General features: G+C 60.8%; 12 protein-coding genes. 6 read left to right on the forward strand and 6 right to left on the reverse strand.

Annotated elements, in window-relative coordinates:
• Positions 1 to 10 precede the first annotated feature (10 nt).
• Positions 11 to 475: a bacterioferritin gene (bfr, locus tag NTD84_RS05905; protein WP_262164027.1), complete on the forward strand. Its 465-nt coding sequence runs from the start codon at positions 11 to 13 to the stop codon at positions 473 to 475.
• Positions 476 to 540: 65 nt separating this feature from the next.
• Here bfr and uvrA read toward each other — a convergent pair whose 3' ends face one another.
• Positions 541 to 3375: an excinuclease ABC subunit UvrA gene (gene uvrA, locus NTD84_RS05910; protein ID WP_262164028.1), complete on the reverse strand. Its 2835-nt coding sequence runs from the start codon at positions 3373 to 3375 to the stop codon at positions 541 to 543.
• 191 nt (positions 3376 to 3566) lie between these two features.
• On the opposite strand from uvrA, the gene NTD84_RS05915 reads away from it, so the two are divergent.
• Both NTD84_RS05915 and NTD84_RS05920 read left to right on the forward strand, forming a co-directional pair.
• Positions 3567 to 4964, forward strand: coding sequence for an MFS transporter (locus NTD84_RS05915; protein WP_262164029.1), 1398 nt, complete (start codon positions 3567 to 3569; stop codon positions 4962 to 4964).
• A 9-nt stretch (positions 4965 to 4973) separates the two neighbouring features.
• Entirely contained in the window at positions 4974 to 5498 is a 525-nt protein-coding gene (locus NTD84_RS05920) for a single-stranded DNA-binding protein (protein ID WP_008041307.1), read from the forward strand.
• Positions 5499 to 5612: 114 nt separating this feature from the next.
• Here NTD84_RS05920 and NTD84_RS05925 read toward each other — a convergent pair whose 3' ends face one another.
• On the reverse strand, positions 5613 to 6161 hold the full coding sequence (locus NTD84_RS05925; RefSeq protein ID WP_262164030.1) for a cysteine hydrolase family protein: 549 nt from the start codon (positions 6159 to 6161) through the stop codon (positions 5613 to 5615).
• Between the two features lie 101 nt (positions 6162 to 6262).
• Between NTD84_RS05925 and NTD84_RS05930 the strand changes: the two genes are divergently transcribed.
• From NTD84_RS05930 to NTD84_RS05940, 3 genes are all read left to right on the forward strand, one after another.
• Entirely contained in the window at positions 6263 to 7261 is a 999-nt protein-coding gene (locus NTD84_RS05930; RefSeq protein WP_262164031.1) for a GlxA family transcriptional regulator, read from the forward strand.
• Positions 7262 to 7456: 195 nt separating this feature from the next.
• On the forward strand, positions 7457 to 8566 hold the full coding sequence (locus NTD84_RS05935) for a DUF3182 family protein (RefSeq protein WP_262164032.1): 1110 nt from the start codon (positions 7457 to 7459) through the stop codon (positions 8564 to 8566).
• Positions 8556 to 9314, forward strand: a complete 759-nt coding sequence (locus tag NTD84_RS05940) for an alpha/beta hydrolase family protein (protein ID WP_262164033.1) — start codon at positions 8556 to 8558, stop codon at positions 9312 to 9314. The genes NTD84_RS05935 and NTD84_RS05940 overlap by 11 nt, the downstream gene beginning before the upstream one ends.
• A gap of 46 nt (positions 9315 to 9360) precedes the next feature.
• Here NTD84_RS05940 and NTD84_RS05945 read toward each other — a convergent pair whose 3' ends face one another.
• The 4 genes from NTD84_RS05945 to NTD84_RS05960 are packed head-to-tail and all read right to left on the reverse strand — an operon-like array spanning position 9361 to position 13346.
• Entirely contained in the window at positions 9361 to 10347 is a 987-nt protein-coding gene (locus tag NTD84_RS05945; protein WP_262164034.1) for a lysylphosphatidylglycerol synthase domain-containing protein, read from the reverse strand.
• Complete coding sequence (gene clsB / locus NTD84_RS05950) at positions 10334 to 11629, reverse strand: cardiolipin synthase ClsB (protein ID WP_262164035.1); 1296 nt, start codon at positions 11627 to 11629, stop codon at positions 10334 to 10336. The genes NTD84_RS05945 and clsB overlap by 14 nt, the downstream gene beginning before the upstream one ends.
• Positions 11626 to 12423: an endonuclease/exonuclease/phosphatase family protein gene (locus NTD84_RS05955; RefSeq protein WP_262164036.1), complete on the reverse strand. Its 798-nt coding sequence runs from the start codon at positions 12421 to 12423 to the stop codon at positions 11626 to 11628. Before NTD84_RS05955 ends, clsB begins: the two co-directional genes overlap by 4 nt.
• Positions 12420 to 13346, reverse strand: coding sequence for a DUF72 domain-containing protein (locus NTD84_RS05960; protein WP_262164037.1), 927 nt, complete (start codon positions 13344 to 13346; stop codon positions 12420 to 12422). The genes NTD84_RS05955 and NTD84_RS05960 overlap by 4 nt, the downstream gene beginning before the upstream one ends.
• Positions 13347 to 13400 lie beyond the last annotated feature (54 nt).

The raw sequence follows: 13400 nt of genomic DNA on the forward strand, positions 1-13400 counted from the left end.
ATGTAGGGCGATGCAAGGCCACCCAGACGTAATCGATTACCTCAACACGTTGCTGACCGGCGAACTGGCCGCGCGTGATCAATATTTCGTTCACTCGCGGATGTATGAGGACTGGGGATTCACCAAGCTCTACGAACGAATCAACCACGAGATGGAAGAGGAAGCCGGACACGCCGATGCGCTGATGCGCCGAATCCTGATGCTGGAAGGCACGCCACGCATGCGTCCGGACGATCTCGATGTCGGCACCACCGTGCCTGACATGCTGGCCGCCGACCTGCGCCTGGAATACAAAGTCCGCGCTGCACTCTGCAAGGGCATCGCGCTCTGCGAACAGCATAAAGACTACGTCAGCCGCGAGATCCTGCGCATTCAGCTGAACGATACCGAGGAAGATCACACCTATTGGCTCGAGAAGCAGTTGGGACTGATCAAGTTGATCGGCCTGGAGAATTACCTGCAATCCCACGCCTGATCACAGCCGACATAAAAAAGCCCCTGTCACCGATGACGTGACAGGGGCTTTTTCATGGGCCTGATTCAGGCCTTGTCGCGAGCCAGCAGTGGCTTAAGGTAGAAACCAGTGTGAGATTGCTTCATCTCGGCCACTTCTTCCGGTGTACCGACGGCAATGATCTGTCCACCTTTGGAACCGCCTTCCGGCCCAAGATCCACCAGCCAGTCGGCCGTCTTGATCACGTCCAGGTTGTGCTCGATCACCACGACCGTGTTGCCGTGGTCGCGCAGACGATGCAGCACGTCGAGCAGTTGCTGGATGTCCGCGAAGTGCAAACCGGTAGTCGGCTCATCGAGGATATACAGGGTCTTGCCGGTATCGCGCTTCGACAGCTCGCGAGACAGTTTCACCCGCTGCGCTTCACCACCGGACAGCGTGGTCGCCGATTGCCCCAGCTTGATGTACGAGAGACCTACGTCCATCAACGTCTGCAGCTTGCGCGCCAGCGCCGGAACCGCGTCGAAGAACTCCCGGGCTTCCTCGATGGTCATCTCGAGGGTTTCGTGGATGCTCTTGCCCTTGTACTTGATCTCCAGCGTTTCGCGGTTGTAGCGCTTGCTCTTGCAGACATCGCACGGGACATAGATGTCCGGCAGGAAGTGCATTTCAACCTTGATCAGGCCATCGCCCTGACAGGCCTCGCAGCGGCCGCCTTTCACGTTGAAGGAGAAGCGCCCCGGACCGTAGCCGCGCGAGCGGGATTCGGGCACACCGGCGAACAGCTCGCGAATCGGCGTGAACAAACCTGTGTAAGTGGCGGGGTTGGAGCGCGGCGTGCGGCCGATCGGGCTCTGATCGATGTCTACGACCTTGTCCAGGTGCTCAAGACCCTTGATGCTGTCGTGGGCCGCGGCTTCAAGCGTCGTGGCGCCGTTGAGAGCCGTGGCGCTCAATGGAAACAGCGTATTGTTGATCAGCGTCGACTTGCCCGAACCTGACACGCCGGTGACGCAAGTCAGCAGGCCAATCGGAATGTCCAGGTCGACGTTGCGCAAGTTGTTGCCGCGAGCCCCTTTAAGAGAAAGCGACAGCTTCTTGTTGCGCGGGGTTCGCTTCGCCGGAACGGCGATCTTCACGCGCCCCGACAAATATTTACCCGTCAACGAATCAGGGTGAGCCATGACCTCGGCCGGCGTCCCTTCGGCGACGATATGTCCGCCATGCACACCGGCGCCAGGGCCGATATCCACCACATAATCCGCCAGGCGAATCGCGTCTTCGTCGTGCTCGACCACGATCACCGTGTTGCCGATGTCGCGCAGGTGTTTGAGCGTGCCGAGCAACCGATCGTTATCGCGTTGGTGCAGACCGATCGACGGTTCATCGAGGATGTACAGAACGCCGACCAGACCGGCGCCGATCTGGCTCGCCAGACGAATCCGCTGAGCCTCGCCGCCAGACAATGTGTCCGCACTGCGATCCAGCGATAGATAGTCGAGACCGACGTTGACCAGGAACTGCAGACGCTCGCGGATTTCCTTGAGAATCTTGTCGGCAATTTCGCCGCGACGTCCGGTCAGCTTCAGCACGCCGAAGTATTCGCAGGCATCGCCGATCGGCAGGTTGGTCACCGCCGGCAGCGTTTTCTCGCCAACCCAGACGTGTCGCGCCTCGCGACGCAGGCGGGTGCCACGGCAATCCGGGCAAGGCTGGGTGCTGAGGAACTTGGCCAGTTCTTCGCGCACGGAAGCCGATTCGGTTTCACGGTAGCGGCGTTCCAGATTCGGCACGATGCCTTCGAACGGGTGCGAACGTTTGACGATGTCACCACGATCGTTCAGGTATTTGAAATCGACGTTCTGCGAGCCGCTACCGTGGAGGATGAATTTCTGTTGATCCGCCGGTAGATGGTTGAACGGCACTTCCAGGCTGAACTTGTAGTGTGACGCCAGCGACCCAAGCATCTGAAAGTAATAGACGTTACGCCGGTCCCAGCCGCGAATCGCGCCTTCGGCCAGGGTCAGTTCGCCATTGACCAGTCGCTTGATATCGAAGAATTGCTTCACGCCCAGGCCGTCGCAGGTCGGGCAGGCGCCGGCCGGGTTGTTGAAGGAGAACAGCTTGGGTTCCAGCTCACTGATGGCATGGCCGCAAATCGGGCAGGCGAAGCGCGCGGAGAAGATGATTTCTTCACCCGGCTCGTCGTCCATCGGCGCCACCAGGGCAATGCCGTCGGCCAGCTTCAACGCGGTCTCGAACGATTCGGCCAGACGTTGTTGCAGGTCTGCGCGAACCTTGAAACGGTCGACTACGACATCGATCGAGTGCTTTTTCTGTTTATCCAGCTTCGGCAACTCGTCCAGCTCACAGAGCCGGCCGTTGACCCGGGCCCGCACGAAGCCCTGGGCACGCAGTTCTTCGAAGACCGAAAGGTGTTCGCCTTTACGCTCGCGGATCACCGGGGCCAGCAGCATCAGTTTGCTGCCCTCCGGCTGGGCGAGGACCAGGTCGACCATCTGGCTGACGGTTTGCGCCTCCAGCGGAATATCATGGTCCGGGCAACGCGGAATACCCACGCGAGCGTAAAGCAGGCGCAGGTAATCGTAGATTTCGGTGATGGTGCCGACCGTCGAACGCGGGTTATGCGACGTCGATTTTTGCTCGATGGAAATGGCCGGCGACAGACCTTCGATGGTGTCGACGTCCGGTTTTTCCATCATCGACAAAAACTGCCGGGCATAGGCCGACAGCGATTCGACGTAACGGCGCTGACCTTCGGCGTAGAGCGTGTCGAAGGCCAGGGACGATTTGCCGGATCCGGACAGGCCGGTGATGACGATCAGTTTGTCCCGTGGCAGGGTCAGGTCGATGTTCTTCAGGTTGTGGGTTCGGGCCCCACGAATCAGGATCTTGTCCAAAGTGGCCTCGCTTGGCGGGCGTCGAAAACGTAGGAGTATACGGCCAAATACTGGATGGATGCACACTATCAAACGAGTGGGTGACTGTCTTACATGAAGAGTCTGTCAGCAGAACGCGTCAAAGCGTCGCGATATACCCCGTCAATCGATGGGACTGGTAGAATCGCCGCCGGTTCACATGAGGTTTTTCCATGCACGATCCCCACAGCGAACGCATGAGTGGTAGCGAGACCCGCGCGGCAAGCGGTCTGGCCCTCGTGTTCGCCTTCCGTATGCTTGGCATGTTCATGGTGTTGCCGGTATTGGCGACCTATGGGATGGATCTGGCAGGAGCGACCCCGGCCCTTATCGGCCTGGCGATTGGCGCCTACGGCCTGACCCAGGCGATTTTTCAGATTCCTTTCGGTTTCATTTCCGACCGCATCGGTCGCCGGCCGGTGATTTACCTCGGGCTGATCGTCTTCGCCCTGGGCAGCGTGCTGGCGGCCAATGCTGATTCGATCTGGGGTGTGATCGCTGGACGAATCCTGCAAGGCGCCGGAGCAATTTCTGCGGCGGTGATGGCGTTGCTGTCAGACCTGACCCGCGAACAGCATCGGACCAAGGCCATGGCCATGATCGGCATGACGATCGGTCTGTCGTTCGCTGTCGCCATGGTCGTAGGACCGTTGCTGACGCGCGCCTTTGGTCTTTCAGGATTGTTCCTCGCCACGGGCGCCATGGCCCTGGTCGGCATTGTGATCGTGATGTTCATGGTGCCGCGGGCTGTCGGGCCGCTGCAGCATCGAGAATCCGGCGTCGCGCGCCAGGCGCTGATGCCGACCCTCAAGCATCCGGACCTGCTGCGCCTGGACCTGGGCATTTTTGTGTTGCACGCGATGTTGATGTCGAGCTTCGTCGCCTTGCCGCTGGCTCTGGTGGAAAAAGCCGGCCTGCCCAAAGAACAGCACTGGTGGGTTTACCTGACTGCGCTGCTGATTTCCTTCTTCGCCATGATCCCGTTCATTATCTACGGCGAGAAGAAACGCAAAATGAAACGAGTTTTATTGGGCGCGGTGCTGACGCTGATGCTCACTGAGCTATTCTTCTGGCAGTTCGGCGATAGCTTGCGGGCTCTGGTGATCGGAACGGTGGTGTTCTTTACCGCCTTCAACTTGCTGGAAGCTTCTTTGCCATCGCTGATCAGCAAGGTTTCACCGGCAGGGGGCAAGGGCACGGCGATGGGGGTTTACTCCACCAGTCAGTTCCTTGGTTCTGCGCTGGGCGGGATCCTCGGCGGTTGGCTGTTTCAGCATGGCGGTTTGTCGGTTGTCTTCCTCGGATGCGCGGGCCTGGCTGCCCTCTGGCTGGCCTTTGCTGTTACCATGCGCGAACCACCTTATGTCACGAGCCTGCGCTTGCCGTTGTCGCCCGAGGCGATCCGCGAAGCGGGTCTGGTAGAGCGCCTGAAGGCCGTCGTAGGGGTAACAGATGCAGTGATCGTTGCTGATGAAGCAGCGATTTACATCAAATTGGACACAGAACTATTGGATCGCACCACCCTTGAGCGCCTGGTGAACAACCCGGCCGAGGCGCAGTGCGTAGCCTAGGAGAACGTTATGGCCCGTGGGGTTAACAAAGTCATATTGGTCGGCACTTGCGGCCAGGATCCCGAAGTTCGCTACCTGCCTAACGGTAACGCCGTGACCAACCTGAGTCTGGCGACCAGCGAACAGTGGACCGACAAGCAAACCGGTCAAAAGGTCGAGAAGACCGAATGGCACCGTGTATCGATGTTCGGCAAGGTGGCGGAGATCGCCGGCGAATACCTGCGTAAAGGTTCGCAGGTCTACATCGAAGGCAAGCTGCAGACCCGCGAGTGGGAAAAAGACGGCATCAAGCGTTACACCACTGAAATCGTGGTCGACATGCAAGGCACCATGCAACTGCTGGGCGGCCGTCCACAACAGGGCGACCAACAAGGCGGGGGCAATAACTATCAGCAGTCCGCTCCGGCGCCACGCCAGCAGCAGGCTCCGCGTCCGCAGCAGTCGGCACCGCAACAGTCGCGTCCGGCTCCGCAGCAGGCCGCTCCGCAACCGGCTCCGGATTTCGACAGCTTTGATGACGATATCCCGTTCTGATCGCACGCTTCACCCGATCTGAACCAAAAGGCCCGGCGCTAACAGCGCCGGGCCTTTTTTGTGGAGTTTTCACGGGTGTGAGGTCACTTCATTTTCGACCTCGGACACGGTCTCCTACAGGCGCAGGAACTCGTCAGTCGACACCACGCTGGCGTAGGCGAAGCCCAAGGCGGACATGAAGGCCGCATGCACATGGGCTGCCGGAACCGTGACGCCATTGAACTCCAGGTCCCGAGAGGCACAGGCGTCGTGGATGACGGTGACGCTGTATCCCATGTCGGCGGCCGCGCGGGTGATACCGTCGATGCACATGTGGCTCATGCTGCCGATCACTACCAGTTCCTTGATGCCTTGTTCGTCGAGGATCGACTTCAGTTCGGTTTCGCGGAACGAGTTGACGAAGTGTTTGAGCACCACCGGTTCGTCGGCGTGGTTGAGGACTTTGGGGTGCAGCTTCGCGCCTTCGGAACCCGGCGTGAAGAAGGGGGCATCCTCGGAGGTGAACTCGTGGCGGATGTGCACCACCGAATCACCGGCGTCGCGAAAGGTCTTGAGCAGGCGGACCGCATTATCCGCAGCGGCGTCCGCCCCGACCAGCGGCCACTTGCCTTGGGGGAAGTAGTCGTTTTGGATATCAACTACGATGAGTGCTTGCTTGGCCATGACTGTTTCCTCGAAGTGTTGGTGGGTGTGGCACGAAGTATCGGCTGTGGCGTAACGTCCGGGGATTGGCCGCACCGACAATAGAAGGGGGAAAACTGACAATGGACGCACAAAGGGCAATCGCCGAGCTGGGCGTGCTGATTTACCCCGGCGCGCAGATGGCGGCGGTGCACGGGTTGACGGATTTGTTCGCGGTGGCGAACCGCATTGCCACCGACTATCAGGCGGCGCAATTGCCGCTGTTGCGGGTCAGCCATTGGCAAGTCGATGGCGATCAGTCGCCTCGGCGGATTTACGACAGCTACCCGGCGGCGGACGAGGCATTGGTGGCCCTGCTGATCCCGCCGTCCATTGGCGGTTTTTCCGAAGGCCAGGCGCCCGAAGGCTTGTTGCGCTGGATTCGTCAGCAACATGCCCAGGGCGCAACCCTGGGCGGAGTGTGCGTGGGCTCGATTCTATTGGCCGAAAGCGGCCTGCTGGACGGCCGAAGTGCCACCACCCACTGGACCTCGGCCAAGGCATTCGCCGAGCGTTATCCGGCGATCAAGCTCAAGGCTGATACGCCAATTGTCGACGACGGCGACCTGATTACCACGGCCGGGTTGATGGCCTGGTCCGAGCTGGGTCTGCGGCTGGTCGATCGGCTGCTGGGGCCGAGCATCGCTACCGGTACCGCGCGTTTTCTGGTGGTGGAACACAGCGACAGCGCGAGCGAGTGCGGCAGTAATTTTTCGCCGATTCTGAGCCATGGCGACGCCTCGATTCTCAAGGTCCAGCATTGGCTGCAAAGCACTGGCGCGACCGACGTTTCGCTGACGACGATGGCCGAGCGGGCAGGGCTGGAGGAGCGCACGTTCCTGCGCCGATTCCGCGGGGCGACTGGCTTGAAACCGACTGAATACTGCCAGCACTTGCGGGTCGGCAAGGCTCGGGAAATGCTGGAATTCACCAACGGCACCATCGACCACATTGCCTGGACCGTCGGCTATCAGGACCCCAGTGCGTTTCGCGCGACGTTCAAGAAAATTACCGGGCTGGCGCCGAGTGATTATCGGACGCGGTTTGGCGTGACGCCGAGTGCGGCGGTGACCCGCCCGTAATCTCACCCCGCTCCCACCGTTTGAATCGTGCAAAACACCGGAGTCGCCACTCGCGTCGTGCAGAATAAGACAGGCTCAGTGCTATCACGTTTTTGACAACTCGTTGAATTGTCGAGCATTTCAATCGAGCGTCGGTTGGCCTGATCTCTGCACCCCTTCAATGACATACATCTAGTGCCGATTGAAGGGGGATGCATGACCCCAGCAAACCGCAAAAAACGGGTAGTCGCCCATTCGGTGAGACCTGACGCGCCACAGCACGAAGTCGATACCAATTGCGCGCTGGCCCGTTGGCTGGCGAATATCCTGGGATTTAAATACGGCGGCAGTTACGACCCCGAACAGCACAAGGGCCGCGACCTTTATCTGTTGCCTACCCAGACCCTGGTCGGCGCCGCAGCCGCCCGGCAGCTGGGTGTCAGCGGTCCTGAGGATTTGTGGGGCGGCTACGTCGAGCATGATTTCATCTGCACCAAAGCCATCAGCCACGGCCTGCGCAGCAAGGATGCGCACGCTCCGCCGGGCTGGTCGCCGCTGTTTTCCGAGCGGGTGCGCAGCGTGGTGCTCGACGGCCTCAGCGTATTTTCCCTCGACGATGCGCGGCCCGCGGCGGAGCACTTGCTCTACAACGGTCCGATTCGTCTCAAGCCGATTCATGCCTGTGCCGGGCGTGGCCAGGAAGTGATCCAGAGCCTCGACCAGTTCGATGAAATCCTCGCCAGGCCAGATGCCGAAGCGCTGTTCAACGAAGGTGTGGTGCTGGAGCAGGATCTCACCGACGTGGTGACCCACAGCGTCGGCCAAAGCTTCATTGGCGACCATGTGCTGAGCTACTGCGGTGATCAATACTTGACCGCAGACGCTCAAGGCGAGCAGGTTTATGGAGGGTCGAACCTGCTGGTTGTGCGAGGCGACTACGCCGATTTGCTGGAACTGGAATTACCTGACGACGTGCAATTGGCGATTCGCCAGGCACAGGTGTTCGACAAGGCCGCGGACGAGGCCTACCCAGGCTTCTACGCCTCCCGGCGCAACTACGACATCGCCCAGGGCCTGGACAGCAACGGCAAACGGCGCAGCGGTGTGCTCGAACAATCCTGGCGTATGGGCGGCGCCAGCAGCGCGGAAGTGGCGGCGTTGCAGAGTTTCGTCAACGATCCGGGCATGCGCGCGATCCGCGTGTCCTCGGTGGAAACCTACATCGATCAAGCGCTGCCGGCGGACGCCGTCGAGGTGTACCGCGGGCCGGCTGAAAACAGTGACTTTCTACTCAAGTACGTGACGGTTAAATCCTATGACGGCTAGAAGCGAAACCATTCAGATCGACATCGACGATGAACAGATGATCGGGACTTTCCTCAGTCCCAAATCCAAAGTCCCCGGCGTGCTGTTCGTGCACGGCTGGGGCGGGAGTCAGGAGCGCGACCTTGAGCGGGCCAAAGGCATTGCCGGTCTGGGGTGCGTGTGCCTGACGTTCGATTTGCGCGGACATACTGGCGGCACCGGCATTCCGCTGACCCGGGTCACCCGCGAAGATAACCTGCGCGACCTGCTGGCGGCGTACGACCGCTTGCTCGCGCATCCGGCGCTCGATACGTCGGCGGTCGCGGTGGTCGGCACCAGCTACGGTGGTTATCTGGCCTCGATCCTGACCTCGTTGCGTCCGGTGCGGTGGCTGGCGCTGCGGGTGCCGGCGCTGTATCGCGACGAGCAGTGGCACACGCCCAAACGCGACCTGGACAAGATGGACCTGCGCGATTACCGCAGCACGCTGGTGCGCGCTGATAGCAACCGCGCGTTGCATGCCTGTTCGCAATTCACCGGGGATGTGTTGCTGGTGGAATCCGAGACTGACGCCTACGTGCCCCATGCGACGATCATGAGTTACCGGGCCGCGTGCCAGCAGACGCATTCGCTGACCCACCGGATTATCGACGGCGCGGATCACGCGTTGAGCGAGCCGGTGTCGCAGCAGGCGTACACGTCGATTCTGGTGGACTGGATTACCGAGATGGTGGTGGGGGAGCGGTTGAGCATTATTCAGTCGAAATAAGCGGTGATTTTGCTGGCCTCTTCGGCGCCCTGTCAGGCGCCACCCATCACTTGGGCTTCTTTGCAATCCGCAACGACTTGGCCTTGGCCTCCACCACCAGATACATCACCAACGTGATCAACAACGGCAAAATGAAATAAATCGCCCGATACGCCAACAACCCCGCCACCAGGCTGCCCCGCGACACCTCATGCTGCAGCAACGCCACAAATACCGCCTCCAGCACGCCAAGCCCCGCGGGGATGTGCGTGATGACCCCGGCGATGGCGCTGATCAGCAACACCCCGAGTACCAGCGGATAATCCAGTTTGCTCGGCAGCAAGGTGAAAATCACCGCCGCCATCAGCGACCAGTTCAACGCGCCGAGGGCCAGTTGCAGGACCGCCATGCGCAGGGAGGGCAGGTTGATTTCCACGCCGCGAATCGACCACTCCCGGCGCTTGGAAAACTGACAGGCCGCTAGGTAACCCGCGCTCACCAGCAGCAACACAGCGCCCACGATTTGCAACGCGCCACTGCTGAGCTTCCAGCCCGGCGGCATGCGCACCAGCCCGCTGCTGAATACCGCACCGGCGATCACCATGTAACCGAACCAGTTGGTTGCCAGGCTCAGGCCGAGGATCTTCGCGATGTTGCTTTTGCTCACCCCGAGCCTGGAATAAAGGCGATAACGCATGGCGATCCCGCCGACCCAGGCGCTGAGGTTAAGATTGAAGGCGTAACTGATGATGCCCACCGGCAGGATCTGCTTCCAGGTCAGGTCCTGACGAATGTAGGTGCGGCCGATCAGGTCGAAGCAGGCGTACACCAGGAAACTCACCAGCGTCAGCCCGGACGCAATGATCAGCGTGCGCACCTTGAAATCGGCAAGGGTGTCGAACACCTCGTTCCATTCAATGCGCTGGGCAAGCATCGTGAACAGTACGATCAGCGCCAGGAAAAACAGCACCGTCAGCGGTTTTTTCCAGCGACTCCAGCGGGATGTGTGCGGGCTGTCGGCGTGGGGCGCCGAGTGCGTTTCAACGCGTTCCATGGCGATCGCCCCCGGTGAGGTGAGTGAACGGTTTCAGGCGCGGCTTGTGCGCCGGCAACCAACCGGCCCATGCCGGGAAGTGCCGCAGAAAGTGAAATACCAGGAAACCGACGGTCATGTGCCAGACCCGTCCGCGCGGTGACTTTTCCGGGGACATGGCTTTGCAATGGTTAATGCTCAGGTATTCAAGGCGCTCGAACAGGTGGCGATTGAATGCGCGATCACGGATCAACACATTGGCTTCCAGGTTCATCGACAGGCTCAGCGGATCGAGGTTGCTCGAACCGACGGTGCTCCAGTCCTCGTCCACCAGCGCGACCTTGCCGTGCAGCGGGCGCTCGCAATATTCGTGAATCTGCACGCCGGATTTGAGCAGGTAGTCGTAGGTCATGCGCGCCGCCAGCTTGGCCACCAGCATGTCCGGTTGACCTTGCAGAATCAGGCGCACATCGACCCCGCGTCGAGCGGCGTTGCGAATCTCCCGCAGCAGGCGATAGCCCGGAAAGAAGTAGGCATTGGCGATTACTACCCGGCGCTGGGCGCTGCGCAGGGCCAGTCGATAAACCTCCTCGATGTCGGTGCGGTGATCACCGTTGTCCCGGTACACCAGTCGCACCTGGCCATCGTGATCGTTGAACGCCAGTTCCGAGCGCCGTTGCCGGCGCCGTTGCCACCAGTATTTCGCTCGGGCGGGGCGACCGCTTTGCAGGAGGGCGAAGTGATGAATGTCGGCGACCGCCGGACCTTGCACTTCCACCGAGTAATCCTGCTTGGCCTCGGGCCCGAAATCGGCGAGATGGTCAGCTGAATAGTTGATTCCGCCAAGGAACGCAATCGTGCCATCGACCACCACAATCTTGCGGTGCAGGCGGCGGAACCAGTTGGTGCGAAAGCCCAGGTGCTTCGGCGCCGGATCGAACATCTGAATGCGCACGCCGGCTTCGCTCAACGCCGCGAGATAACCGGTGGTCAGCTCGCCACAGCCAAAACCGTCGAAGCTCGCAGTGACCCGTACGCCGCGTTGCGCCGCCTCGATCAGCACTTGCTGCAACTCATTGCCGACCTTGTCCTCGAAGACGATGAAGGTTTCCAGGAGGATTTCCGTCTTCGCCTGGCGCATGGCCTCGAAGACCCGGGGAAAATAGGCTTCGCCGTTTTCCAGCAACTGCACCAGGTTGTTGCCATGCCAGCCGTATTCGACATCGACCACGCCCGGCTCGCGGAGCGGCGGGGTCGTGGACAGGTGCTCCACCGCGGCTTTTTCCATGGGTGCACTGCTCATAGCTCGATCTCCACCGATAGCGGTGCGTGGTCGGATAGGTGCGACCAGGGACGCGACGCGAGTACTTTCGGGCGGCTGGCCTTGAGGTTGCGCACGTAAATGCGGTCGAGGCGCAGGGCCGGCAAGCGTGCCGGAAAACTGCGCGCCGGTTTGCCGTGGTGTTCGGCGAACACCTCGCGCAGACCGCAAGGTTTGAGCAATGCATCGGCGCGCTGGCGCCAGTCGTTGAAGTCGCCCGCGACGATCACCGGGGCTTCACTCGGCAATTCTTCGAGGCGTCGGGCCAGCAGCTTAAGCTGTTCGGTGCGATGGGTTTCGCGCAGGCCCAGGTGGACGCAGATCGCGTGCACCTCCGGTCCGTCACCGGGCAGGCGCAATACACAATGAAGGATGCCGCGGTTCTCGTGGCCGCTGATCGACACGTCGAGGTTGTCGTGACGGATGATCTGGAATTTCGACAGCAGTGCGTTACCGTGATCGCCGGCCGGATACACCGCGTTGCGCCCGTAGGCGAACTGCGGCCACAGGGTGTCGGCGAGGAATTCGTACTGTGGCATCGCCGGCCAGTTGCTGTAGCGCTGCGGGTGATGTTCGTGGGTGCCGTGGACTTCCTGCAAAAACACCACATCAGCGGACACGCTCCGCACCGCCTCGCGCAGTTCCGGCAGGATGAAGCGGCGATTGAGGGCGGTGAAGCCCTTGTGCGTATTGACCGTCAGTAGGGTGAAACGCTGCACGGCAGCCAGGGTTTGCGGCTGCTCGCCGGTGGGGCTTAACGGCTCGGGCCCATTCATGGCAGCATCCCTTCGGCCACAGGCTCGCCGGGTGCTGTGGCTAGGTTCTTGTCGAGATGGAAATGCTCGAGCAAGCGGCGGGCGTCGTAAGGCGCGCGGACCTTGATGTCGTTGTCGAAATAGCAGAACACTTCGCGGGATTTGCGCACCTTGGGCTTTTGTCGCGGTGCGATCAATTGCGGGTCGGACGGTTGCTTGCCATGGTTCCAGGCATCGATCCGCTTGCTCCAGCGATCCAGCGCCTGCGGGGTGTAGCCGCTGGCATAGAGTTCTTCGGCGCCGTGCAGGCGCAGGTAGACGAAATCGCTGGTGAGGTCTTCGCGATACGGCCATTTACCCGCCGTGTCGGCGATGACCAAGGCAACGTTGTAGCGCTTTAGCAACCGGACAAACGCGGGGTCGATGAAGGTGTCGTTCCTGATCTCGACAGCGTGGCGCAGCGGCTTTTTCTTGTACGCCTTGGTGCTGGCGTGGCCGTGCAGGTGCGAATCGTGTTGGCGGGCGAGGGCGGCGGCCTGCTGGGTGTTTTGCGGCAATTGTTCAAGGAAGCTTTCGAACAGCTCGGCATTGAATTTGAAGTTGGGGGGAAACTGCCAGAGGATCGGACCGAGTTTTTCCTTGAGCTCCAGCACCCCGGAGGCGAAGAAGTTGGCCAGGGGCGTGTGGATGTCGCGCAAGCGCCGGATATGGGTGATGAAGCGCGGGGCCTTGACGCTGAACACGAAGTCCGCCGGCGTTTCCGCGTACCACTCGGCGTAACGTTCAGGCCGTTGCAGGGCGTAAAACGATCCATTGATTTCGATGCTGTTGACCGCTCGCGAGGCGAATTGCAATTCGCGTTTCTGTGTCAGCCCCTTCGGGTAGAAATCCCCCCGCCAGGGTGTGTAGCGCCAGCCTGAAATACCGATATGAATCGCCGCCATGTCGCCTCCGTCTGATGGTCCTCGGTCGCCCTTGTCTTTTGATGACTGCCGGGC

Origin of the sequence: Pseudomonas sp. 14P_8.1_Bac3 (genome assembly GCF_025466085.1) — a bacterium.
In the GTDB taxonomy this organism is placed as follows: Bacteria; Pseudomonadota; Gammaproteobacteria; order Pseudomonadales; family Pseudomonadaceae; genus Aquipseudomonas.

Excerpts from the sequence above, each read along its gene's own strand:
- bfr (WP_262164027.1), top strand. The coding sequence starts at position 11 with ATGCAAGGCCACCCAGACGTAATCGATTACCTCAACACGTTGCTGACC.
- NTD84_RS05915 (WP_262164029.1), top strand. The coding sequence starts at position 3,567 with ATGCACGATCCCCACAGCGAACGCATGAGTGGTAGCGAGACCCGCGCG.
- NTD84_RS05920 (WP_008041307.1), top strand. The coding sequence starts at position 4,974 with ATGGCCCGTGGGGTTAACAAAGTCATATTGGTCGGCACTTGCGGCCAG.
- NTD84_RS05925 (WP_262164030.1), bottom strand. The coding sequence starts at position 6,161 with ATGGCCAAGCAAGCACTCATCGTAGTTGATATCCAAAACGACTACTTC.
- NTD84_RS05930 (WP_262164031.1), top strand. The coding sequence starts at position 6,263 with ATGGACGCACAAAGGGCAATCGCCGAGCTGGGCGTGCTGATTTACCCC.
- NTD84_RS05935 (WP_262164032.1), top strand. The coding sequence starts at position 7,457 with ATGACCCCAGCAAACCGCAAAAAACGGGTAGTCGCCCATTCGGTGAGA.
- NTD84_RS05940 (WP_262164033.1), top strand. The coding sequence starts at position 8,556 with ATGACGGCTAGAAGCGAAACCATTCAGATCGACATCGACGATGAACAG.
- NTD84_RS05945 (WP_262164034.1), bottom strand. The coding sequence starts at position 10,347 with ATGGAACGCGTTGAAACGCACTCGGCGCCCCACGCCGACAGCCCGCAC.
- clsB (WP_262164035.1), bottom strand. The coding sequence starts at position 11,629 with ATGAGCAGTGCACCCATGGAAAAAGCCGCGGTGGAGCACCTGTCCACG.
- NTD84_RS05955 (WP_262164036.1), bottom strand. The coding sequence starts at position 12,423 with ATGAATGGGCCCGAGCCGTTAAGCCCCACCGGCGAGCAGCCGCAAACC.
- NTD84_RS05960 (WP_262164037.1), bottom strand. The coding sequence starts at position 13,346 with ATGGCGGCGATTCATATCGGTATTTCAGGCTGGCGCTACACACCCTGG.